Raw genomic sequence first — 21,300 nt, 5'->3', positions numbered from 1 at the left:
ACAGGCGCTCACTCCCCTGGCGGGCGCAGATTCAGTCGCCGCGCCCGCAGGCTCTGACGAAACATATGGAAACGTCGACATGCTCCGGTTTCACGCAGACCACCTGCAAGGATGTGATATGCGACCGGGCGGGCCACTCAGACCTCTCCGCTCTGCAACAGGATCTGTTTCCAGACCGAGGTTTCATCGAACAGAGTATATTCACGGCGCAGCTGCGGCTGCCCCGCAATCAACGCGCCAAACTCGGCGTGACTGATCCCGAGGACATAAACCTGTGCCCCTGTCGGCGCCCCGAACATGCCCCAGCCGTCATGCTTGCCCCAAAGGCTCCAGCGAATTGCTGATCGCGGCGGCATATCCGGGTCGTCGCGCCCGATCTGGTGTTCAATCTTGAATTCAGCATTCGGGAAACTCGCCCGCAGCCCCATCCAGAACCGGTCGACGGCATCCCGGCCGTGCCCCGTGACGCCGCCCACATACTCAGACTGCACCGCACGGTCATATTCAGCCGCGATTGTGCCCATATCGGCACTCATGATCCGGGTCAGGATATCAGCATATCGCTGCCCCCACGCATTATCATTTCCGCGACCCTTGTAGGGGCCGGGCTGGTCGATTTCGGGGGTCAGAGGCTTGGTGCAGCTGTCCTTACCGCCCTCGCGCGCAATCAGATCAGCGGCGTATTCCTTTGGGTCCCAGCCCATCTGCCGCACAATCGCGCCCTGATCGCGGATCAACCATTCGTCGTTGATCTGGTTGTCGATGGCGTGGCAGTCGGCCAGAATTCGATAGCATAGTTTTGTACCCGTAGGTTTGCCGTAAACCCCCTCGGCCAGATGCGTGGCAGTAGACAGGATGCGGTGAGAGCTCAGCATGCCTTCTTCCGGCGTGCCCGACCAGATCACATCTTCACCCATCAACTGCCGGTCCGGAAACTCGGCCAGGGTCGCCATCGTCGCGCCGATCACATTCTGATTTCCCAAAACCACCGAACCGGGTGAGCGGACGACGATATCTTCGCTGTAATACTCGTGCAGGGTTGCGATGCCCCGGTCTTCCCAGATCTCTTTGGTAATTCCGATGATATAGTCGGGAAAATCCCGGAACTTGGGATCAAAGCCTTTCATGTTTTCATCCTTTGCGGGGTCCAGCCTTTGGGCAGCCGTGCCGAAGTGCGCACGATCAACGGCCCATCAATCGCGACCTTGCGGGCTGCGGCAACTGCCGGGTTTTCAATATGATCCAACAAGGCATCAACGGTTTCCGCAACCATCAGGTTGGCGCGTTGACGAATGGTGGTGAGGTTATAGGCAAGCCATCCGGCCTGCGGTACGTCATCGTATCCAACGATAGAAACGTCTTCTGGTATACGCATTCCGAGTTCAAACCGAACGACGTCCATCACGGCAAGCGCCATATGGTCATTGGCGACGAACACCGCGTCGGGTCGTTTTTGCGGTTCAACGTCAAACATGCGGCGCGCGGCCAATCGCGCATTTTCGGTCAGGAACTCTCCGATTTCGTAGGCGTACAAATCCTGACCTGCATCACCGAGTGCGGCGCGAAAACCGGCCTCGCGGTCTCGCTGGGTTGAGGCACCCTGCCAACCGGCAATGTAAGCGATGCGACTGTGGCCTGCGGCAACAAAGAACTCGGCGACCTTGCGACCGCCGGAATAATTGTCAGAGGTCACCGAGGTGATCCCGTCGATATCCTGACTACGGTTGAACAGTACGACCGGCACACCAGCTTGTTGGCACCGTGTTGCGATATCGGACGACATCGCGACCGAGGCCAGGATCACGCCATCAACCTGATAATCAAGAATTTCCTCCATAACGTCGTCAATGTTTCCGGCGGTTCTGGAGGCCATGAAGATCAGGACGTGATACCCCTGCTCCTGCAACTCGTTCGACAACTTCTCAAGCGCTTCGGGATAGAAATAGTTGTCCAGATAGGCGACGACCAAACCAATGATGCGGCTTTTGCCCGACACCATCGCGCGCGCCAACACATTGGGGCGATAGCCAAGTTCGGTCGCGGCTTTGCGCACTTTCTCTTCCGTCTTCTTGCTGACCGAGGCACCGGGCGTGAAGACGCGGCTAACCGCTGACTGACTTACACCTGCAAGTTGCGCGACCTGGAGTGATGTTACTTTCTCGGCCATCAATCTGCTGTCCAACCTCCGTCAATCAACATCGAGGTGCCCGTAACCAGCGCTGAGGCATCCGAGGCGAGGTAGCGTACCGCGCCCATGATATCTTCGACCTCGCCCACGCGATCCAGCTTGATCTTCTCCATGATCCACGCGGCGCGTTCGGGGTTGTCGAAAGTGGACTGGGTCAACGGCGTTCGAATGAACGTCGGGCAGACCGTGTTGATCCGAATGCCCTGCTTGCCCCATTCGATGGCCATGGATTTGACCATACCTTCGAGCCCATGCTTGGTTGCACAGTAAAGCGCCCTGTCTACGCCGCCCACATGGCCCATTTGACTGGAGATATGAATTATGGACCCTGGCTTGCCAGCATCGATCAAGGCACGCGCAGCATAGGCGGAAAGGAAGTAGGCGGAACGCAAGTTGACGCCGGTAACGACATCGAAGTCTTCGGGTGTCGTTTCAATTGCGGGGCTATGACGGGCGACCCCGGCCGAGTTCACCACGACCTCGAAGTTTCGCGTTTCGAAAAGCTGTTTCAGCTTTCCCAGATCGCCCTGGTCCAGCACAAGCGCTTCGGCTGACCAGCCCTGCCCCTGCAGAGCAGCCACCGTATCATTCAACCGGTCCTCGCCTCTGGCCGCACAGACGACATGCGCGCCCGCCTCGGCCAGCGCCACGGCACAGCCCTGCCCGATGCCTGAAGAGGCACCTGTCACCAGGGCGGTCTTTCCTGTCAGGTAAAACGAAGGGGTGCGTGGCAGTTCAGTCATCAGCTCATTCCATCCGGTATTTCAATGCGCCCTATGTTTCGCGCTTTGTTGAATTCCCGTAGACGGGCGAAGACGTCAACGCCTAGCTGGCGATAAGCATCCAGAAGATCGACCAGCACCCAGTTTTCACGAATGCGCCCGTTTTCCAGCCGCCAGAAATCGAGGCTACGCATGGTGATTTTCTTGCCCGAGGGCGCAATGCCCATCCAACCGTCATCAGTGACGGTCTGGATCATATTGGGCCAGCCGGTCACAGCCGCGTATTCGCCATCACCGAAAAAGTGGTAGGTGATGTCGTCCACGAACTGCCCACGATCCGGCATTCCGCTCAGGAACGGAATTTGGTGCCAATTGCGAAAGCCCGCATAGCCACGCCCGGTTCCAATGCCCGACGGCCCGTACCAGTTCATGCGCGGATGCCAGAACCGTTCCATCTCCATCACCTCGGGGCCACCCTGTTTGGGGTGTTTCTTGAGGTGCTCCAACATATCGATGATGTGCTGACAGGTCTCTTTGCCCTTTGCCTCATCATACGGACCGGGAACGAACCCGTCCTGCGTGGCCGGGCCCGGCACATGCCATTCGCGTCCAAGGCTGGGTGCCATCGGCCAGGCATTTGCCTGCATCATCACCTCGGGGATATCCCAAAGGGCCTGTATTTCCGCGATTTTGCCGTTTTCGAAACGGTAAAATTCGTGGAACCGCATAGTAACCTGATTACCAGTCGGTGGGATGTCCAGCCATGGGCCGGTGAATGTGCCCGTGTAGTAGCCGCCGCACCCGACCCAGTCCGAACCATGTTCATCCGGGCCGGCCATGACAATGTAGTCGCGGCGTTCCAGTTCGGGCCAGGCCGTCAACAGGTCTTTATAGGCGCGGTCATAGAAAGCGTCGCTGCCAATGCTGTCGCCAAAAGGATGGCATAGGTGGAAAACGGCGTCCGAGGCCGTTACCTCGGCCAGTGCCGCGCGAACACCGGCCTCGGAAAAATCATACATCGCGGCCCTGAGCGGAGCGATCAGGGCCTTATGCTGTGTATGCCTGTCACTCATTCAGCGGCATCCCGATACGGCGCGGGTTCGCCATAGGGCACATTGATGCCACCATAGCGACGCACGCGGACGTTGCACTGTTCTGCGTGGCCTACAAAACCTTCCAACATGCACAGACGCGAGCCGTATTCGCCGATTAGTGTCGCCGCCTCGTTGGTCAGAACTTTCTGATAACTGTGCGTTTTCAGGTACTTCCCGACCCAAAGCCCACCAGTATAGCGCCCGGCCTTCTTCGTTGGCAGGGTGTGGTTCGTACCAATCACCTTGTCCCCGTTTGACACGTTGGTGCGCGGACCAAGGAACAACGCGCCGTAGCAGGTCATATTCTCAAGGAACCAGTCGTCACGATCCGTCATCACCTGCACATGTTCCGAGGCGATATCATCGGCAACCTGCAGCATCTCGTCATACGTGTCGCAGACGATCACCTCGCCATATTCATCCCAGGACACTTTCGCGGTGTCTGCAGTCGGCAGGATGCCCAAAAGGCGGTCCACCTCGGAGAGCGTCTCATTGGCAAGCTTTTCAGAGTTTGTCAGCAACACGCAGGGGCTGTTGTATCCGTGTTCGGCCTGCCCCAGCAGGTCGGTTGCGCACAGTTCGGCATCTGCTGCGGTCTCGTCCGCGATCACCATGGTTTCGGTGGGCCCCGCAAACAGATCAATGCCGACGCGCCCGAACAACTGGCGCTTGGCTTCGGCAACAAAGGCGTTGCCGGGGCCAACCAGCATGTGGACCGGATCAATCGTCTCGGTGCCCAAAGCCATCGCACCAATGGCCTGTATGCCACCCATAACGTAGATCTCATGAGCGCCACCCAAATGCATCGCCGCAATCACTGCTGGGTTCGGCTTGCCTTTGAACGGAGGCGTACAGGCGATGATACGAGGGACACCCGCGACCGAAGCCGTGGCCACGGACATGTGGGCCGAAGCCACCATTGGAAACTTGCCACCGGGGACGTAGCATCCGACCGATTGCACAGGAATATTCTTGTGGCCAAGGATCACGCCCGGCAGGGTTTCGACCTCAATGTCCAGCATTGAATCCCGCTGAGCCTGCGCAAAGTTGCGCACCTGTTCCTGTGCGAATTTTATGTCGGCCAGTTCCCTATCGGTCAGTTGACCGATTAAGTCATCGATTTCCTTCTGGCTCAGGCGGAACGAGGCTGGCGAGTAGTTGTCGAACTTCTCACTCAACTCACGCACCGCAGCATCACCGCGGGTTTCAATGTCTTTCAGCGTCGCCTCAACCACGGCGCGGGTCTTGGCATCATCTTCAGCCCGGTCCGCATCGGATTTGCCGCGTTTAAGATACTCGATTGCCATGTTTCCAATCCTCAGTTTTCGGGCCGGGGTGGACATTTCTCACCCCGGTCAAATGCTTCCCAGCCTTCGCCGTTGAACAGGTCGACGCCCAGTTGCGCCGCGACATGTGCGAAATCGACATTCACCCAGTTGTCGACGATCTTGCCGTCAACGACTTTCCAAAAATCCATGTAGCGGATCTCGACCCGCTTGCCGGTAGGGGCGATGCCCAGAAACTCACCCGTATGGGTTGCTTCCTGACGGCCGAAGGCTGCTGCCCATTCGCCCATGTAAAGACGGGCCTCATCGATGCAGGTTTTGTCCGAAAACGCCGCTTGAAACGGGCGCTGCCAGTTTTCCTGAAACTCTTTCAGCCCGGTTTTGATGCCGCAGCCTTGATTGCCCATCCAGCGGAAGCCTTGGGTGAAGAACTCTCCGATATCATCAATGCGGTGATCGTTCAGACCATCCACCATGGTTTCGATCACGCGGCGCGTGTCTTCGGTTTTGCTCATGTCCGTGTCGCGGGTCAGGACCGCTTGTTCGGGACGGGAACCTTTCATGTCTATGTCCTTTCAGGTTGCCAGAGAGAGAGTTTGGGGATCGCAGCCCCTATACTCAGAAAGTCCCTCGGCATCCTGTTCAGCGCCGGGTGGCGCGACATGGCGTTATGGCGTGCATGGTTGCTCATCAGCCTTTGACCGCTCCGGCTGTCAGACCGCTGACGATCTGGCGCTGGAAGATCAGAACAAGGAAGATCAGCGGCGCAGTGATCGACACGGCGGCGGCAACCGCGACCACTTGGTCGGTTGTAGTCGTCTCGCGGTTGAACATGCCGACGATGGCAGGAACCATCGTCTGGTTCTGCGCGTCCAGCAGCAACGCGGTGACAAGAAAGTCGTTATACGCCAGCAGGAAACTGAACAGGCCTGTGGTGATCACCCCCGGCCACATTACCGGCATGATCACACGGCGGAAGGCCTGAAAATGGCTGCAACCATCAACGCGGGCGGCCTCATCCAGCTCTGCCGGGATATTCTGAAAGAACGAACGCAGCATCCAGATCGTGAATGGCTGATTGATCGCGACCAGAACGGCGATCACCGCAAATGGCTTGCCGTAAAGCGTTGGTGCGTTTTCACCCAGGATCGGGGCCAGCCATTCAGCCGAGTTGATGAAAACCGGCAGATAACCAGCCACCAGCACCGAATGCGGCAGGGCCCGGAACACCAAGGCGACAATTAGGATCCAGAAAGCCAAAGTCGATCCAGACCGTGCCAGACCATATCCCGCCAACGTGCCGACTGTCAGCGAGACTGTCACCACGCCTGTTGTCACAATCAGCGAATTCTTGAAGTTGTTCGAAAAGCCCCGGTCAATCCAGACGGTCTTGTAGTGTTCCGTGGTCAGGCCAAGCACGTCCCGACCCAAGGGCCCGAACCACGGGTTCAGTACGTTTAGAACGGCAGGCAGGACAACAAAGAACACTAAGAGAAAGCCCACCAAAACGACCAGTACGCCAATGACCCAGCCGAACCATTCCTGCCCGGGTTTCGAGTAAGATGTTACCATCGAAGGCAGTGTTTTGGTGGCGATGATTATCGTCGCCCAGACCACCGCAACACCCAGAATGATGTCCAGCAGCGACAGACCCTTGCCAACCCCCAGAGTGGCCGGACCAAAAATCACGTTCAGCGCGTTACTGTCGAATGCATCGACTGGCGATTTGAAGCTCATCACCACGATCCAGAAGATCGGGAAGGCCGCAATCAGGCACCAAAGCGCCAGAAAGATGTTCGAGGTCAGCCGCAGGCTGAGCGGTTGGCGAAGCGCGCGCGAGGACATGTCAGTGACCTCCTTTATGATCGCGCCATGTGCGGCGCAGCGGAAGGATAAGCAGGATGACAACGCCAATCATGGTCAGCATCGAGTTGGCCGAGGCACGGCTGATCGACCGGTTGCCCGCCTGATCCGGCGTCAGGTAGTCAAACGTCAACCACTGTAGCGAGATCACATAGCCCTGGCTTGAGAAGCCAACGATTTCTTCGAACACGCGGTAGCTGTCCATTAGGTGGATCATCGATACAAATATGATTAGCGGCATCAGATGCGGAATGACGATGTATTTCAGCCGCTGCCAGCGGGTCGCCCCGTCAATAACCGCGCTTTCCAGACTGTCCTGATTGACCGTTTGAAGACCGGCGTAAAAGATGATGGCCGCAAAGGGCGCCACGTGCCAGACGCGGTAGATCATCATCAGGACTTCAATCGTCCAAGCCTGCGCGAACAGGGCTATGTCACGGTTCAGCCACCATTCCATCATCGCAGTCAGGATACCGTCGCCGCGAAACAGCCAATTGATTGACAGAACTCCGATCACCGGCGTGATGATGAAAGGTAGTAGAGAGACGAATATCACCGGACCGCGGATAGAACGCGCAGCATTGTTTATCAGGATCGCGATCCCTAACCCGCAACCGACCACCAGCGGCAGAGTGATCAAAGTAAACGTCAGCGTGAACCGCAGGGCCTTCCAGAAATTGATCGTCGACAGCACATGCCAGCTGCCGTCACTTATGGCGCGCCATGCGCGGTCAGGTTCCAGAACATTGCGATAGCTTTGCAACCCCACATACTGGGTTTGCGTGATGATCTCACCATGCTCATCCAGCTTTGGCTGCGACACCTTTTCGGTCACACAGGTCTGGGTCAGGAAACCAGGGGTACAGGTTTCTTTTTCAACCGTCTCATAGATCGGCTGGGTGATATAGAAACTCTGCTTGAACACGCTGACCAGCGGGAACGCGATGAAGAGAAGCATCATAAAGACAGAGGGTCCGACAAAAGCAGCAAATGTCCGGAAATTCATGGCTCTGCCTTTCTAATGGTTCTCGGGGGAAAGGGATGGGAGGGCCATAGCCCTCCCAAGGGAGGATCAGTTGCTGATCAGACCCGCTTCTTTCGCGGCGGTGACGTAGTCTGCCTCGATATCGGCCAGAGTCGTCTGCGCGTCTTTGGCACCGGTCAGGTAGTCCGCCAAGCCATTGCCCAACGACGTGTGCATGATGCCCATAGGACCGGATGCCGGATAAGCCTTGGCACCGCCTTCAGCGGAAGCTGCTGCACCGGCGGCCAAAGGACCTGCCGAATAGGCCGTGCTCAGCCATACTGCGACATCGTTGTTCGCACTGACCGTATCGGTGTCCATGCCCTCAAGTGCGACGCGGAAGGCAGCATCCGCTTCTTCGTCGCTCATGTTCGAAGCCAGAACAATACCGTCCCACCAGATTGTGGTCGCCGGAACCGCCGATCCCATTGGAGCCGCGGCCATGGTCACTTTGCCAACGACCTGGCTTTCGGCCTCATCGTTCATCGCAGCGGCACGGCTGGCCCACAGGTTCGCCATCGCGATCTTGCCCTGCTGGAACTGCTGCTGCACATAGGTCGAGTCAGAGACCAGGTATTCCGGGTCCATATACTCGGTCATGGCCTTCAATGTCTCAAGCGCTGCTACGCCTTGCTCGTTATTGATTGCAGGCATGTTGCCGTCACCAAAGAACGAACCGCCCTCGCCCAAATACATGTTGACGAACTCCTGACCAAGGTTCCAACCGGTCTTGAACGTCCCACCAATGGGATAGTCCATGACGCCGGCTTCCTTGATCTTGGCAGCTGCGGAAAGAACATCGCCATAAGTCTTCGGCTCTTCGATGCCCAGTTCAGCCAGAACATCGTCGCGATACATCAGGTGCTGCGCATTCACCATCATCGCGATGGCCATGGTTTGTCCGTCCACCTTGATCAACTGGTTGGGCAGCAAATCCTGGCCATATTTTTCAACCAGATCGTCCAGAGGGCGGATCGTGCCCGCGTTCAGCAAGGGGACCAGTGTTGCGTTCGATACACCGCCGATCTGATAAAGTGCAGGATCAGCCGCAAAGGCTTCGGGTTGCTTTTCACGGAATTCCTGGTCCAGCGAAGCACTGAAGTTGCCGCATTCCGCCATCGCATCGGTGACCGCTTTCCAGGCTTCAAACCCGGCGGACAGCGACTTTAGTGGCACGTCGTTTTCGAAGGCGCATTCCGCCCATGCGCCGGTGGCGGCGATGGACATGGCACCTGCCATTAGGATCGTCTTGAGTTTCATGCGTTTCTCCCTGTCAGGATCGGTCCGTCGTCGACGTCCGGACCGGTGTTAAGCCCGTTTGGGCTGTTTGCGGGGGTGTTCCCCAATCCGCGCACCGCTTTCAGCTTCAAAGAGGTGACAGATTTCTTTCGGCACCGAGAACGAGACTGTCTCGCCAATCTCGGCGCGGTAGGCTTTATCGGCTTTAACCGATACCAGAGCACCGCCGACCCGGACCGAGATCATGGTCGCGTCGCCCAGCAATTCCAGCGTGTAGATCGGCGCTGTGATCTGGCCCTGCCCTTCGGCAAGGCTGGCATCCTCGGCGCGGAAGCCCAGCGTCATAGGACCGTCTGGGGCATCCACTGGGATTTCGACGTGTTCGGCACGGAACATTCCACCTGAAACGTCTCCATCCATCAAGTTCATCGCGGGTGAACCAATGAAGCTGGCCACAAACGTGTTTGCCGGCATGTCATAGATTTCCGTGGGGCTGCCAACCTGCTGCACCACGCCCTGTTTCATCACCACAACGCGGTCGGCCAGTGTCATCGCTTCGATCTGGTCATGGGTCACATAGATCGTCGTCACCGCCAGCTCATGACTGAGGTTCTTGATCTGCGCCCGGGTGGAGACCCGCAGTTTGGCGTCAAGATTCGACAGCGGCTCGTCCATCAGGAACACGTTTGGTTCGCGCACAATGGCACGGGCGAGTGCCACACGCTGTCGCTGACCACCTGATAGCTCGGCGGGTTTGCGATGCAGAAAATCATCCAGCTCGACCATCGCGCTGGCGCGGCGTACCTTTTCGTCGTGGGTCGACGGGTCGATGCCGCGCACCTTCAGCGGAAAGCGGATGTTTTCATAGACGTTCATGTTGGGATAAAGCGCATAGCTCTGGAACACCATCGCAACATCGCGGTCCTTCGGCTCCAGATCGTTGATCACATTGCCATCGACCAGGATTTCGCCCTCGGTCACGTCCTCAAGCCCGGCGATCATCCGCATCGTGGTGGTCTTGCCGCAGCCCGAGGGGCCGAGCAGGACCAGAAACTCGCGATCAGCAATGGTCAGGTCGAAATTGTGAACCCCAACGAATGAGCCCCATCGCTTGCCGACGTTCCGCAATTGAATTTCCGCCATGGTGCCCCCTGCAAGGAATCATTTTGCATACGTTTGCAAAACTGTAATTCGCATACGTCAATTCAGGCAAGACTTTTTTGCATACGTATGCAAAACTAACGCAAATACCCGACTCATCCCGGCTTCGTGCCTCTCGTAAAACTTTGATCACAATGGCAAATATCGTGACCTTTCAGACAGAAAAAAAACTCGTCTCTGCGTTTCACACCGCGTTGGATTCCGCGACAGAACAAGAAATCCCGAAGGTAATAAGCCAATACTACGCCCCGGATCTGAAGTGGCGCGGCTTTCACCCATTCAACGAAATCAATGGCGCCGAACAAGTTGCCCGGCAGTTCTGGCAACCACTAAAGAGCAGCCTGACCCGCCAGCAGAACCGTGTAGATATCCTGTTTGCGGGGCAAAACTCACTACGGGACGATGCTGATGTCTGGGTCGTGTCCATGGGGCATTTGATGGGGCTGTTCGATCGCCCGTGGCTGGGCATTCGCCCAACTGGCAAGCTGGCATTCCTGCGCTATTGCGCGTTCTACAAGGTCGCCGGTGACAGGATTGTCGAAACAGCGATGTATTTCGACATACCGCACCTGATGGTGCAAGCCGGGCAGAATCCGTTCCCTCCACAAACAGCGGCGCATTTGGTGCAACCCGGCCCAAGAACCCATGACGGCCTACTGCTGAACACACAACCCGCTGAAGAAGGCGAAAAGACCCTGGCGGTCATCAACGCGATGATCTCAGATCTCGGCCAATGGGACAGTGGGTTGTCGCTTGAGGATGAATTGGCCCAAACCTGGCATCAAGACATGATCTGGTGGGGACCCGAAGGGATCGGCGCGACTTACACGATAGAACGCTATGCCAAACAACACTCTGGACCGTTCCGGGCCGCCTTCTCGGGCCGATCTAAAACCAATCATGTCTGCCGCATGGCCGAGGGGCATTATGGCGGGTTCTTTGGCTGGCCCAATTTCACGGCCACTCCGTCCGGCGGGTTCATGGGTATGCCCGCAACTGGTAAACCCGGCGAATTCAGGGTGATCGATATCTATCGCCGCGCGGGTGACAAACTGGCGGAAAACTGGGTCTTCATCGACTTGCTGCACTTCTGGAATGGGCAAGGCGTCGACATTCTGGCCCGAACCACAGAGGTCGAAACGCCATGAGGATAGATGCGCATCACCACCTGTGGGACCTGTCTGCCGTGACCTATCCCTGGCTCATGGAAAAGGGCGTCGCTCGTTTCTTTGGCGATCCCTCCCCCATCCAACGAAACTATTTGCTGCCGGAATTTCGCGCAGACGCCGAAGCCGAGCGTTTCGGCGCTTCGGTACATATTCAGGTGGGCGCGGCCGACCCCTGGGCCGAAGCGCAATGGGTGCAATCAGTGGCGGACCAGTTTCCGGACTGGCCCTTGGTGCAAGTGGCCTTCTGCGATTTGACAGCTGATGATCTGGACAAACAACTCGACCGCCTCCAAACCCTGCCGTCTGTACGCGGCGTTCGTCAGATCATCGGCCGCGCTCCGGGCGAGGATGCAATCACCGGCACAAACACGCTGCTTGAAGATCCAAAGTTCTTGGCTGGCCTGAAACAACTGGGCTCACGCGGGCTATCCTTCGATCTTCAACTGCTGCCTGAGTTAATGGAAATGACCGCAGATGTGTTGTCGCAGGCCTCAGAAACCCGGATTGCTCTTTGCCATGCAGGGTCCCCCCACGACCGAACCGCACAAGGCTTGCAGAGATGGGCGGACGGGTTAAAAACGTTATCAAACCTCCCTCAAGTCTGGTGCAAACTCTCCGGCCTCGGAATGTTTGATCATAACTGGAGCGCTGAAAGCGTCTCACCAATCGTTGCATCCTGCCTGTCACAGTTTGGTGCCGACCGTTGCATGTTCGGGTCGAATTTTCCGGTCGACAGCCTCAGTTCAACCTACAAAGAAGTTGTTTCCAGGCACCAGGAACTCGTCCCGGAATCAAACCAAGACGATGTGTTCCACGGCACGGCAAAACGCTTCTATCTCTTTGAATAGGGGAAATTTTTCAGCCCTGTTTTAGCGACGTCTTCCCGACGGAAGTTCCCGAAAGTGAGCCCAATCCGACCAACGCATTGCAAACGAACTTCTGTATTTGGAGCTTTGGTTATCTGCCGCTAGCGTGCATCTCGCGCTTTCGGTTGCGGGTACGCTTTGTGGCGTCCTCGGACCCATCATGATATGTTCCGAACCACTTATCCCAGGGCATTTCGGCATTGCCATAATTGCACTCGTAATAGCGATGATGAAGCTGGTGGAAAAATGCACCTATCAGCAAAGCCTGACGATCGCGCGCCCAAATCGCTTCGTATCCAGAATGAGACGACGCTGCGCCCAGCATCAGCCAGTAGCCGAGGAAAATCATGTGAACGGGATGGCTGGGTAAGATCAGCACGATCAGAATAGCATGAGATACCCGAAGGATTCGACCGGATGCATCGACATGCCGGACCAGGGGCCGGTGTTGACGTTGCGGTGGTGCACGGCGTGTACGTGCCTGTATATGAACGGCTGATGCAGAAATAGATGAACGGCATAAAAGTGAAAGCTTTGCCAAAGCGCCAATATCGGGAATAGCAGAATGAACCACACAGGATGCGCAACAAAGCTAAGCGTGCCGATATAATTGTTAGCGTACATCCAGCGCAGGAAGCATTCAAACATCGACAGGATGGTCACACCAAAGACCATCGAGTAGTAGATGTTGTCCCAGGTCTGATAGCCGAATTTATACAGCGCATTCTTGCGCTTCATGTACGGTCGGGGGTCGTATTTCAGCAACTTGCCTTGCCCGTCGACACCGTAAAACCACATATGCAGCCCACCGGCGACGACCAATAGCAACACCCAGTTGCGAATGAACACCCATGACATCCAGCCAATGGCAAAAATGGCCTGATCGGATCCGACGGGCTGCAACCAGAACGCCACCAGAAATGCCAGCGCAAGATAGATCGAACGATCCGAAAATTGCAGCCAGTTCTGCCAGACCCATTTCCCCATCACGCCGAATTTGGGTGGCCAGTGCCAATAGGGGGCGTGCTTTACCGGAAGTTCCGGGTGCCAGTGCCATTCGCGGCTCATGGGGGCGGGGTCTTCGGCGGTATGAGCTGTTTTCCGTGCGTTCGTATCTGCAGTCGTCACGGGGCGTCCTTTCCTGAGCAAATGTACCTTTTTTGATCAGGAAGAGGCCGGAGGCGGCTTATACGGGTATTTCCGTGACGGACGGCAAGTCATCGTGGGGCCTACTCGTGAAACGGGCGGCGCTTGTCCAGCGCTTCACGTAGTTTTTCATGCTCACCGGGCTTCATGCCGATGCTCGTCGCAGTGTCGGGATAACTACCGTCCAGAACCGCGGTACGACAGGCGGTCAGACCCTTCATCCTTTCGGCCTCCAGTTTGGTACGGGCACCTGCCATATCGGCAAAGGCGTTGGCATGTCGCGGAGGGTTTGGGGTGTCGCCGCAAGCGTCTTCCTGGAAAAGGAAGATCACATCGGCAGCCCCGCCAGAACCGATTGAGTGGGTGATCAGTCCGGTACGCGGGCTGATCTCTGCAATCGCCTCGTCGGCGACACATTCCAACTCGACTGCATAAGCCCCAGCGTCTTCCAACCGTCGCAGATCCTCGGCCAGTTGTATTGCTTCATCCGCGGTGCGCCCATAGGCACGCAATCCGCCGATCTGGGTGGACAGGCGGGGCACCAGGCCCAGATGACCCTGAACGGCCAACCCTTCGTCGGCCAGCAGTTCCACGGCTTTGAGACTGCGCAATGTGTAAACCGCGTCTGCCCCGGCGGTTGCCGCACGTATACCGGCACGCAGGATGTCCTGGTGGGTCTCATAATCGCCGGCCATCAACGCGGCAGTGGTGAACGTGTCAGGCGCACCGGCGCGTACTTCGGCCAGATCGTGATCGACGATTGATAGATGATCAATGCCCGCGGCCTGAGCCGCAGCAGCCTCGGTGCGGCTCACGGCGGTCGTCTGCACGAATTTACGCCTGCCCTTCTTGCCTGCCTTGATATCCGCCACCGTCAAGTTACGCGTCGCCGGATGCCCACCAAAAGTATAGATCCGTTTCAAAACCGCTGTCCTTTTTTATTCAGCGGCTTTGCGTTCAGAGCCTTGCGGGATCACCTCGTAACCGGGTTCTTCCGGCTCATCATCCGTCATTTCCGGCGGAAAACCGGGGGCGAGAATGTCCAGACCGGTGGCCTCTTCCAGACGTTTGATGATGTTGGGCGAAAAACAACGCTCGCCATAGCGTTCGATGCCATCCTCAAAGATCTGAACCAACATAGGCGAGATTTCCAGCGGCACATTGTGACGGTCAGCCACCTGCTGGAACAGACCGGCATCCTTTTTGACCAGATCCATGGTGAAAGAAATGTCCCGGCTACCGTTCAGGATCACCTGACTTTCGGTTTCATGTACGAATGACGTGCCGGAGCTAATCTTCATCGCCTCATAGGTCGTGTTGAGGTCCATACCGGCCGCCTTGGCGGTGACAAGCGCTTCGCAGCAAGTGACAAGATTGGCCGTGGCCAGATAGTTCGTCACCACTTTCAAAACCGAAGCCGAGCCCAAATCGCCAGTGTGCAAAATGCGTCGACCCATGGTTTTCAGGAAAGGCGCGATGCGGTCAAACGTGGCACGGTCGCAGCCCGCAAAGATCGAGATATTGCCCGTCGCCGCACGGTGGCATCCGCCCGAAACCGGGCAATCCACGGCTGCGCCTCCTGCCTCCATCACCATTGCGCCCAAGCGTTTGACCTCGGCTTCGTCAGTGGTGGACATCTCCATCCAGATTTTGCCCGGCTTCACCTCGGACAGCATCTGTTGCATGACGGCATCAGAAGCAGCGGGCGATGGCAAACAGGTGATTACCGTATCGCAATCGCGCATCAGTTGGGCCGGGCTCTCCCCCCTGGTTGCCCCGCGCGAAACGAAATCATCCACAAGTTCGGTGTTGAGGTCATGCACCGTTAGATCAATGCCGTTCCGCAGCAAACTGCCACTGAGTTTCCCGCCGACATTTCCAAGACCAATAAATCCAACTTTCATGCAAGTGGTTCCCTGTTTCATTTCCCGCCGGATGATCGGCAAAGATTTTACTTCGCAAAAAGTACAAACGTTGATGGCATTGTGTAAAACGAATAAAACCGGCAGGTATCAGCGAAAATTTTTGGTGCTACGAATGCCGCAATCTCCTAACCCTATCTGGCTTCGGTCTTTTGAATGCGCCGCGCGGCATCTGAGCTTTACTGCCGCCGCGGCAGAGCTGGGTATCACGCAATCGGCACTTAGCCTGCATGTCCGCTCGCTGGAAGCGCAACTTGGCTGCCCCTTGTTCTATCGCGCCGCACGCAACCTAAGCCTGACCGAAGTTGGCCAGGCATACGCGTTTTCTGTGCGGCAAGCCCTAAGAGACATCGATCTGTCAACGATCAGTCTGTTCGGATCAAACCAGAAGCACGAGCTAGTCGTGCGTGCACCAATATCCACGGCGACCTTGTTTCTCGCTCACAGGTTGCCCGAGTTTTTGCGGATCCACCCCGATATTTCCATAAAGCTGGTCTCGAACATTTGGGCTGAATCCGCAGGCCGTGAAAATGTCGATGTCGAGTTGCGTGTTGGAAGCGGCGAGTGGACTGATATCCCCGCTCGGAAAATATCCACTGAGCGTATCGTACGAATTGCCCCCACGATTTCTGGGGGGAAAGCCCCTTCCACCGAAGATCTGCAACAACAGCCGCTCATTCACATTCTGGGTTTCCAACAGATGTGGGAACGGTATTTTTTCGCAACCGGGGTTCAACAAATCCAGTACGCATCGACCTTTGTGGTCGACACGACAATTGCGGCGGTGGACATCGTGGCCGCAGGTGGCGGCAATGCGATCGTTATCGAGAGGTTTGCCAAAACCGCCATTGAGACCGGAAGAAAGGTCGCCATAGTTGGTGAAGCAGTTCCAATAGAACAGAGCCACTACTTGATTGCGGGGCAAAACTCAAAAGCGGATGCAGTGGCCAAACAGCGTTTTGAAGCTTGGCTGGAAGGCATCTTTAAGTGAACCGAAACGGCTTCGTCCAAACGGGTTGTGTTCGTGCGTGTTCAGCTCTGATATTTTTGGAATACTGATGGAAGCTTCAACGGCAAAGCCTCCGCGCTAGACGGCATTCGGGCCTCAACGCGGCGAATATCGGGATATAAGCGCCAGATCACTCTGCGCATACCAGTATTCTACAATTCCGGGCACACGACGGAACATGAACCCGAACCGACGTCGAATAAGATGCTGAGAACGTTCAATGCATCTGCCCCAAGGGTCATGCGCTAAAGCAGCTTCCAAGAAACTACTCTGACCCAACCGGGGAATAGTGACCAAAGGGGAGGGCGTGGACGTCTGATTGGTCGAGCCAAAGGTGGGATGAACAGAACAACAATCAGTATAGATTGGGACCCACAGAAAGACTAAGTCCCGACGCTTATCTATGACGTCAGCAATCCCGATATTTTGGTCGCTCCAAACTGCAAAAGCGAAAGGAACTGCATCAAACTGTCCAATTCGTGACGCTGGGTTGGCGCGTGAACAGACAACGTAGCCACAAGCCTTTCGTGCCCATCCAGAACAGGGACAGCTACGGCGGTCATCCCGGGCATGAATTCTTCGTCGTCCGTTGAATACCCTCTTTGCGCGATGTTAATGATTTCGGCGCGCAGAGCTTCTGGATCAGTTATTGTTTTCTTAGTGTTCGCGTTCAGCTTACGAGCGGAAAGAAACCCGTCCAACGTGTTCTCACGAAGCGTCGACAAGTACATCTTGCCGCTAGCCGTGCAATGAAACGGAACCTGAGTGCCAATCGGCAATTGAATCCTCAGGGGCCATTCCGTTTCCACCCGGTCCAGATAAATCATTCCTTCCCGATCCGGGATGGCGAGGTTGCAGGTCTCGCCAATTTCATCGGCGATGCCCCGAAGGATCGCAAGGCGGGCTGTCCGAAGGTGCTCCGACGAGACCGTGTTCACCGAAAGCTGCCGTAAACGTGGCCCGGGACCGTAAGACCGCCCATCCAGATCACGTTGAAGGAACCCTTCAGTCTCAGCCGTTTGAAGCAGGCGATGGATTGTCGGCTTCGCCAGACCCAATGATTCAATCAGGTCTGACGGTTTGACTGCGACCCCGCGCTTTGCAACCTCTTCAAGGATCAACAGCAAACGCAGGTTCGTCGGGATTTGGGATTCTTTCTCTCGCGTGTCTGCGTTTGCCATCCCGCTAAACTCTAGTTGTTTGGCAACAAGATCAAGGCCAGATCAGGCACCAGAGAGACCAAAATCCACACAGACAGCAACGCCACAAGGTAAGGCACCGTATAGCGCAGCAGCCGGAAGTAAGGCACGCCTGTCACACCGGACGCAACATAGAGGTTCAGGCCATAAGGCGGCGTTATGAACCCGATCGATGCACCCACCAGAAAGATCACCGAGAAATGGATCGGATCGACCCCTACCGACGCAGCAATTGGCGCGAGGATCGGCGCAAGGATAATCGTCACCGGCAAACTTTCCAGCACCATGCCCGAAAAGAAGACGATGACCATTGATGTGAACAGAACCGCGTAATACCCACCCATTGAGGTCACGAAATCTCCGATCGTTTGTTGTGCTCCAAGCAGCGACAGAATTTGCTGCATGACCACCGAGATCGCAATCAGCGGCGCAAGGATACCCGTGATCTGAGCCGATCGGATCACGATCGAGGGGATCTCAGGGATCGTGAATCCTTCGACAACTAGCATTTCGGCAAAGCTTTTGTCTGTGGGCGAGATATTATCCCGCGCGCCCATGATCCGGTTGATCGGATAGCTGACCAAGCCCGCGATGACACAGAAACCAACGGTTACACCCGCCGCCTCGGTCGGTGAGAACTTGCCTGTATAGATGCCCCATAGCACGAGGCCGATGGCGAAAAAGCCGAGCCATGCACCAAATGCCGTTTTGAGAATCCGGTTCAGTTGCAGCGGAATCAGGTGCCCCCATCCATTGATCCGACAGATGATCCAGCACGCGAATTGCATACCAAAAACCATAAGCGCACCAGGTATGATACCGGCGACGAACAGCTCGGAAATGGGCAGGTTCATCAAGAACCCGTAGACGATGAAGATGATGGATGGAGGAATGATGATCCCAACCGTACCGCCCGCCGCCGCCGTGGCCGCGCTAAAGCGTTCGTCATAGCCGCCTTTGACCATCTCAGGGTGCAGCATTGAACCGATGGTTGCGGTCGTTGCAGAGTTCGACCCGGAAATCGCGGCAAACAATCCACACGCCCCAAGCGATGCCATAGCCAGCCCGCCGCGTATCCAGCCTAAACAGGAATAGGCAAAATCACTCAGCCGCCGCGCGATCCCCGATTTGTTGATCAGGTCGCCGGTCAGGATGAACAGCGGCATCGCCAACAAGGCGAAGCCTTTGTTGAACACGTTCAGTAGCTCTGCACCCATATTGTCGAGTGTCAGCCCCAGAACGAATGAGCATCCGATCACCCAGTATCCGATGACCAGCAGCACCGGCACGCCCAACATGAACAGAAACGTCACGCCCAGCGAAATAAGTGTAACTAAAGTTCCGTCTGTCATCAGTCTGCCCCTATCACGGCCTGCTTGATCAGCGGCTCTCCGGTTTTCCAATTGTGCAGATCGTCAGCAAGGTTTTGAAACACGCGACCGACCATCAAAAAGAAGGACACAGGCGCGGCCAACAGAAACCACCACTGCATGATGTTGTCTGTCCCAAGCACGATCTGAAAGTTCGAGGCTGACAGCGCAACGAGGCGTGTTGTGGTCACGATCACGATGACCGCAAAGATGAACCACAAAATGGCATCCAGAAACAGACAGGCCAGTTGACCGCCGCGCGGCATCGCGGTGCGAAACTCGCTGAAGCTAAGATGCGTGCGCAGGCGGACATTATAGGACGCACCAAACCAGGCCATTATCATGAACAGAAGCGGAGGAATGGTGGTAGACCAGGGTTCCTGATCGTTAAAGACAAAGCGGTCAATCACACCCCAGAAGATGATCAGCGCAATGGCAAGGTAGGAATAGACCATGATCGACCGTTCGAAGTGGCGTTCAACAAAGGGCACTTTGCGATAGATCAGCATTACAAGAAAACCGCCGAGCGCGGCGGCAACAGTGCCGACAACCCAGGCGGCGTCAGATTCCAATGCGGATTGGATTTCGAATGAATCGCGAGTGAGCAAGGCGCTGAAAATTGCCCCGATATCTGCCCATAGTGACATGAACCCCGTCCTCCCAGTCGGTGTTTAGAGAAACCGGCCCCGAGGGGCCGGTTCGAAATGTTAGATTAGGCCGCGCCTTTCCACCAACGGCGGGGCTCAACGTTTTCGGGCAGTGTGTCTGCTGGGATCTGCCGCGCGATGTCGTAGATTTCCTGATAGGTGTCGATACCACCGGCCCATTTGTTCAACCGCTCGCGCCACTGCGCCCAGGGTTCAGGATTAAAGTTCGGCGCACACATTTCCTCGGCCAGTTTGATCTGATCGTCCGGCAGGAATGCTGCACGTACACCGTTTTCCGCAAAGATGGTGTTGGGCAGCTGTGGTTCCGAGAAACCAACCGTGTTCAGCAATGCAGCTTCGTTTGCACCCTGAATAAGGGCCTGCGTGAAATAGGACGATTCCATTACTGCGTCCTGAAGTTCACCGCCAAGACCGTCAAACACTTTGGCCGACATTGACGTATGTTCAGTACCGCAGAAGAATTTGAGATTGACGGATTGCGAGACGACCGGAGCCATGTTTGCGTAGGCAACGGCTGATGCCCAAGTTTCCGCCCCATCAATCAGGCCCGTCTTGAGCGCGTCCAGGGTTTCTTCCCATGCCACCGGCACCGGGTTCAGGTTCAGTAGCTGCATGGCGATCCGGCCAAGCTGTGTCCCTGTCACACGGTTCTTTGTCCCGAACAGTTCTTCCAGTTTGGTGACAGTTGGCTTGTCAGAGAAGGTCGAGCCCATTTGCAGGCCGCGCAGTTCACAGTGGGTGAACAGGAATTTCAGCCCGTGGCGCTTTTCGAGGGGGTCTCGCAGAATACGCTGGCTGTCGGGGCTGTAGAAGAAATGATACTGCGCCGCCCTGCTGGGGAACATATAGGCATAGTCCAGCACGTTCAGATATGGCGCACCGCCCGCAGAGTTCTGGGTCGACGCCGCATAGATGTCGACGATTCCCTGCTGAGTCTTCTCAACACAGCTCAGTTGTCCGCAGATCTGGTTGTCGCCAATGAACTCGATCCGAATCTCACCGTCAGTGCGTTCTTCCAGATCTCGGGCGAATTCGATGGCCCCTGCCCGTTCGATCAGCAGGTTGCGCGTGTTGAAGCCCGAAGCACCGAATTTCAGCGTGTGTTTAGGTTCTTTCGAAAACCGTTTTTCATAAGTTGATTCTGCGGCTTGCGCCAAATTGGCCAAACTCATCGCGCCGCCAAAGCCACCCGCTGCCAGCAGCGTTGAGCTCATGCCATAACGCCCGGCCACACGAAAAAAATCCCGCCGTGAGACACCGCTTAGTTTCTTACCGATCTCCATTGCTTACCTCCCTGATCGCAATTATTGAGACGTTTTGTATCAAAAAATGCTAGTATAGTTCCGGCAATTTGCATAGTGTTTTTTTCAGTTA

The 21,300-nt window shown here is 56.2% G+C and carries 19 protein-coding genes and 1 pseudogene; 3 read left to right on the top strand and 17 right to left on the bottom strand.

The features are described from left to right. Window positions 1-137 precede the first annotated feature (137 nt). From AC2FJE_RS15245 to AC2FJE_RS15200, 10 genes are all read right to left on the bottom strand, one after another. Window positions 138-1,127, bottom strand: coding sequence for a nuclear transport factor 2 family protein (locus AC2FJE_RS15245; protein ID WP_496756255.1), 990 nt, complete (start codon window positions 1,125-1,127; stop codon window positions 138-140). After that, a complete protein-coding gene (locus tag AC2FJE_RS15240) occupies window positions 1,124-2,167 on the bottom strand; it encodes a LacI family DNA-binding transcriptional regulator (protein WP_282120208.1) in 1,044 nt (347 codons plus the stop codon). Before AC2FJE_RS15240 ends, AC2FJE_RS15245 begins: the two co-directional genes overlap by 4 nt. After that, window positions 2,167-2,931, bottom strand: coding sequence for an SDR family NAD(P)-dependent oxidoreductase (locus tag AC2FJE_RS15235; RefSeq protein ID WP_496756258.1), 765 nt, complete (start codon window positions 2,929-2,931; stop codon window positions 2,167-2,169). The genes AC2FJE_RS15240 and AC2FJE_RS15235 overlap by 1 nt, the downstream gene beginning before the upstream one ends. After that, window positions 2,931-3,983 (bottom strand): ester cyclase, encoded by a 1,053-nt coding sequence (locus tag AC2FJE_RS15230; protein ID WP_496756260.1) that lies wholly within the window; start codon window positions 3,981-3,983, stop codon window positions 2,931-2,933. Before AC2FJE_RS15230 ends, AC2FJE_RS15235 begins: the two co-directional genes overlap by 1 nt. Continuing rightward, the gene (gene hisD / locus AC2FJE_RS15225) at window positions 3,980-5,311 is read right to left on the bottom strand and encodes a histidinol dehydrogenase (RefSeq protein WP_472722919.1); all 1,332 of its coding nucleotides are present in this window, start codon (window positions 5,309-5,311) and stop codon (window positions 3,980-3,982) included. The genes AC2FJE_RS15230 and hisD overlap by 4 nt, the downstream gene beginning before the upstream one ends. An 11-nt stretch (window positions 5,312-5,322) precedes the next feature. After that, window positions 5,323-5,853: an ester cyclase gene (locus AC2FJE_RS15220; RefSeq protein WP_282169728.1), complete on the bottom strand. Its 531-nt coding sequence runs from the start codon at window positions 5,851-5,853 to the stop codon at window positions 5,323-5,325. Window positions 5,854-5,980: 127 nt separating this feature from the next. Then, window positions 5,981-7,135 carry a carbohydrate ABC transporter permease gene (locus AC2FJE_RS15215; protein WP_496756263.1) on the bottom strand — a complete coding sequence of 385 codons (1,155 nt, stop codon included), beginning with the start codon at window positions 7,133-7,135 and terminating at the stop codon, window positions 5,981-5,983. A gap of 1 nt (window position 7,136) precedes the next feature. Continuing rightward, window positions 7,137-8,159, bottom strand: a complete 1,023-nt coding sequence (locus AC2FJE_RS15210) for a carbohydrate ABC transporter permease (protein ID WP_058273413.1) — start codon at window positions 8,157-8,159, stop codon at window positions 7,137-7,139. Window positions 8,160-8,225: 66 nt separating this feature from the next. After that, window positions 8,226-9,437: an ABC transporter substrate-binding protein gene (locus AC2FJE_RS15205; protein WP_108859138.1), complete on the bottom strand. Its 1,212-nt coding sequence runs from the start codon at window positions 9,435-9,437 to the stop codon at window positions 8,226-8,228. Between the two features lie 48 nt (window positions 9,438-9,485). Beyond that, complete coding sequence (locus AC2FJE_RS15200; protein WP_496756267.1) at window positions 9,486-10,559, bottom strand: ABC transporter ATP-binding protein; 1,074 nt, start codon at window positions 10,557-10,559, stop codon at window positions 9,486-9,488. 161 nt (window positions 10,560-10,720) lie between these two features. On the opposite strand from AC2FJE_RS15200, the gene AC2FJE_RS15195 reads away from it, so the two are divergent. Both AC2FJE_RS15195 and AC2FJE_RS15190 read left to right on the top strand, forming a co-directional pair. Then, the gene (locus AC2FJE_RS15195) at window positions 10,721-11,725 is read left to right on the top strand and encodes a nuclear transport factor 2 family protein (RefSeq protein ID WP_496756574.1); all 1,005 of its coding nucleotides are present in this window, start codon (window positions 10,721-10,723) and stop codon (window positions 11,723-11,725) included. Next, complete coding sequence (locus AC2FJE_RS15190) at window positions 11,722-12,594, top strand: amidohydrolase family protein (protein ID WP_496761111.1); 873 nt, start codon at window positions 11,722-11,724, stop codon at window positions 12,592-12,594. Before AC2FJE_RS15195 ends, AC2FJE_RS15190 begins: the two co-directional genes overlap by 4 nt. A gap of 109 nt (window positions 12,595-12,703) precedes the next feature. On the opposite strand, the pseudogene AC2FJE_RS15185 reads toward AC2FJE_RS15190, so the two are convergent. From AC2FJE_RS15185 to AC2FJE_RS15175, 3 genes and pseudogenes are all read right to left on the bottom strand, one after another. Then, window positions 12,704-13,236, bottom strand: a pseudogene (locus AC2FJE_RS15185) (sterol desaturase family protein). A 605-nt stretch (window positions 13,237-13,841) separates the two neighbouring features. Continuing rightward, window positions 13,842-14,681 (bottom strand): 3-methyl-2-oxobutanoate hydroxymethyltransferase, encoded by an 840-nt coding sequence (locus tag AC2FJE_RS15180; protein ID WP_496761110.1) that lies wholly within the window; start codon window positions 14,679-14,681, stop codon window positions 13,842-13,844. Between the two features lie 15 nt (window positions 14,682-14,696). Continuing rightward, entirely contained in the window at window positions 14,697-15,683 is a 987-nt protein-coding gene (locus tag AC2FJE_RS15175; protein ID WP_496761109.1) for an NAD(P)-dependent oxidoreductase, read from the bottom strand. A 112-nt stretch (window positions 15,684-15,795) separates the two neighbouring features. Here AC2FJE_RS15175 and AC2FJE_RS15170 point away from each other — a divergent pair, with 112 nt between their 5' ends. Next, window positions 15,796-16,671, top strand: coding sequence for a LysR family transcriptional regulator (locus tag AC2FJE_RS15170; protein WP_496705996.1), 876 nt, complete (start codon window positions 15,796-15,798; stop codon window positions 16,669-16,671). Window positions 16,672-17,090: 419 nt separating this feature from the next. Here the strand turns inward: AC2FJE_RS15170 and AC2FJE_RS15165 are convergent, their stop codons facing one another. From AC2FJE_RS15165 to AC2FJE_RS15150, 4 genes are all read right to left on the bottom strand, one after another. After that, window positions 17,091-17,870: an IclR family transcriptional regulator gene (locus AC2FJE_RS15165; protein ID WP_496761108.1), complete on the bottom strand. Its 780-nt coding sequence runs from the start codon at window positions 17,868-17,870 to the stop codon at window positions 17,091-17,093. Between the two features lie 11 nt (window positions 17,871-17,881). Beyond that, entirely contained in the window at window positions 17,882-19,240 is a 1,359-nt protein-coding gene (locus AC2FJE_RS15160) for a TRAP transporter large permease (protein WP_058276698.1), read from the bottom strand. Beyond that, a complete protein-coding gene (locus AC2FJE_RS15155; protein WP_058276699.1) occupies window positions 19,240-19,905 on the bottom strand; it encodes a TRAP transporter small permease in 666 nt (221 codons plus the stop codon). The genes AC2FJE_RS15160 and AC2FJE_RS15155 overlap by 1 nt, the downstream gene beginning before the upstream one ends. Before the next feature lie 65 nt (window positions 19,906-19,970). Next, a complete protein-coding gene (locus AC2FJE_RS15150; RefSeq protein WP_058273422.1) occupies window positions 19,971-21,209 on the bottom strand; it encodes a TRAP transporter substrate-binding protein in 1,239 nt (412 codons plus the stop codon). Between the last annotated feature and the right edge of the window lie 91 nt (window positions 21,210-21,300).

The sequence above is a fragment of the Ruegeria sp. CDSC002 genome (assembly GCF_059610905.1).
Note: the sequence above shows the minus strand (reverse complement) of the source record. Positions and strands in the feature narration are given on the sequence as shown.

Bases quoted from the DNA above. Each gene is read 5' to 3' on its own strand.
- hisD (WP_472722919.1), bottom strand. From the start codon at position 5,311: ATGGCAATCGAGTATCTTAAACGCGGCAAATCCGATGCGGACCGGGCT.
- AC2FJE_RS15205 (WP_108859138.1), bottom strand. From the start codon at position 9,437: ATGAAACTCAAGACGATCCTAATGGCAGGTGCCATGTCCATCGCCGCC.
- AC2FJE_RS15150 (WP_058273422.1), bottom strand. From the start codon at position 21,209: ATGGAGATCGGTAAGAAACTAAGCGGTGTCTCACGGCGGGATTTTTTT.
- AC2FJE_RS15165 (WP_496761108.1), bottom strand. From the start codon at position 17,870: ATGGCAAACGCAGACACGCGAGAGAAAGAATCCCAAATCCCGACGAAC.
- AC2FJE_RS15190 (WP_496761111.1), top strand. From the start codon at position 11,722: ATGAGGATAGATGCGCATCACCACCTGTGGGACCTGTCTGCCGTGACC.
- AC2FJE_RS15230 (WP_496756260.1), bottom strand. From the start codon at position 3,983: ATGAGTGACAGGCATACACAGCATAAGGCCCTGATCGCTCCGCTCAGG.
- AC2FJE_RS15175 (WP_496761109.1), bottom strand. From the start codon at position 15,683: ATGAAACAGGGAACCACTTGCATGAAAGTTGGATTTATTGGTCTTGGA.
- AC2FJE_RS15155 (WP_058276699.1), bottom strand. From the start codon at position 19,905: ATGTCACTATGGGCAGATATCGGGGCAATTTTCAGCGCCTTGCTCACT.
- AC2FJE_RS15245 (WP_496756255.1), bottom strand. From the start codon at position 1,127: ATGAAAGGCTTTGATCCCAAGTTCCGGGATTTTCCCGACTATATCATC.
- AC2FJE_RS15160 (WP_058276698.1), bottom strand. From the start codon at position 19,240: ATGACAGACGGAACTTTAGTTACACTTATTTCGCTGGGCGTGACGTTT.
- AC2FJE_RS15210 (WP_058273413.1), bottom strand. From the start codon at position 8,159: ATGAATTTCCGGACATTTGCTGCTTTTGTCGGACCCTCTGTCTTTATG.
- AC2FJE_RS15170 (WP_496705996.1), top strand. From the start codon at position 15,796: ATGCCGCAATCTCCTAACCCTATCTGGCTTCGGTCTTTTGAATGCGCC.
- AC2FJE_RS15235 (WP_496756258.1), bottom strand. From the start codon at position 2,931: ATGACTGAACTGCCACGCACCCCTTCGTTTTACCTGACAGGAAAGACC.
- AC2FJE_RS15240 (WP_282120208.1), bottom strand. From the start codon at position 2,167: ATGGCCGAGAAAGTAACATCACTCCAGGTCGCGCAACTTGCAGGTGTA.
- AC2FJE_RS15200 (WP_496756267.1), bottom strand. From the start codon at position 10,559: ATGGCGGAAATTCAATTGCGGAACGTCGGCAAGCGATGGGGCTCATTC.
- AC2FJE_RS15220 (WP_282169728.1), bottom strand. From the start codon at position 5,853: ATGAAAGGTTCCCGTCCCGAACAAGCGGTCCTGACCCGCGACACGGAC.
- AC2FJE_RS15215 (WP_496756263.1), bottom strand. From the start codon at position 7,135: ATGTCCTCGCGCGCGCTTCGCCAACCGCTCAGCCTGCGGCTGACCTCG.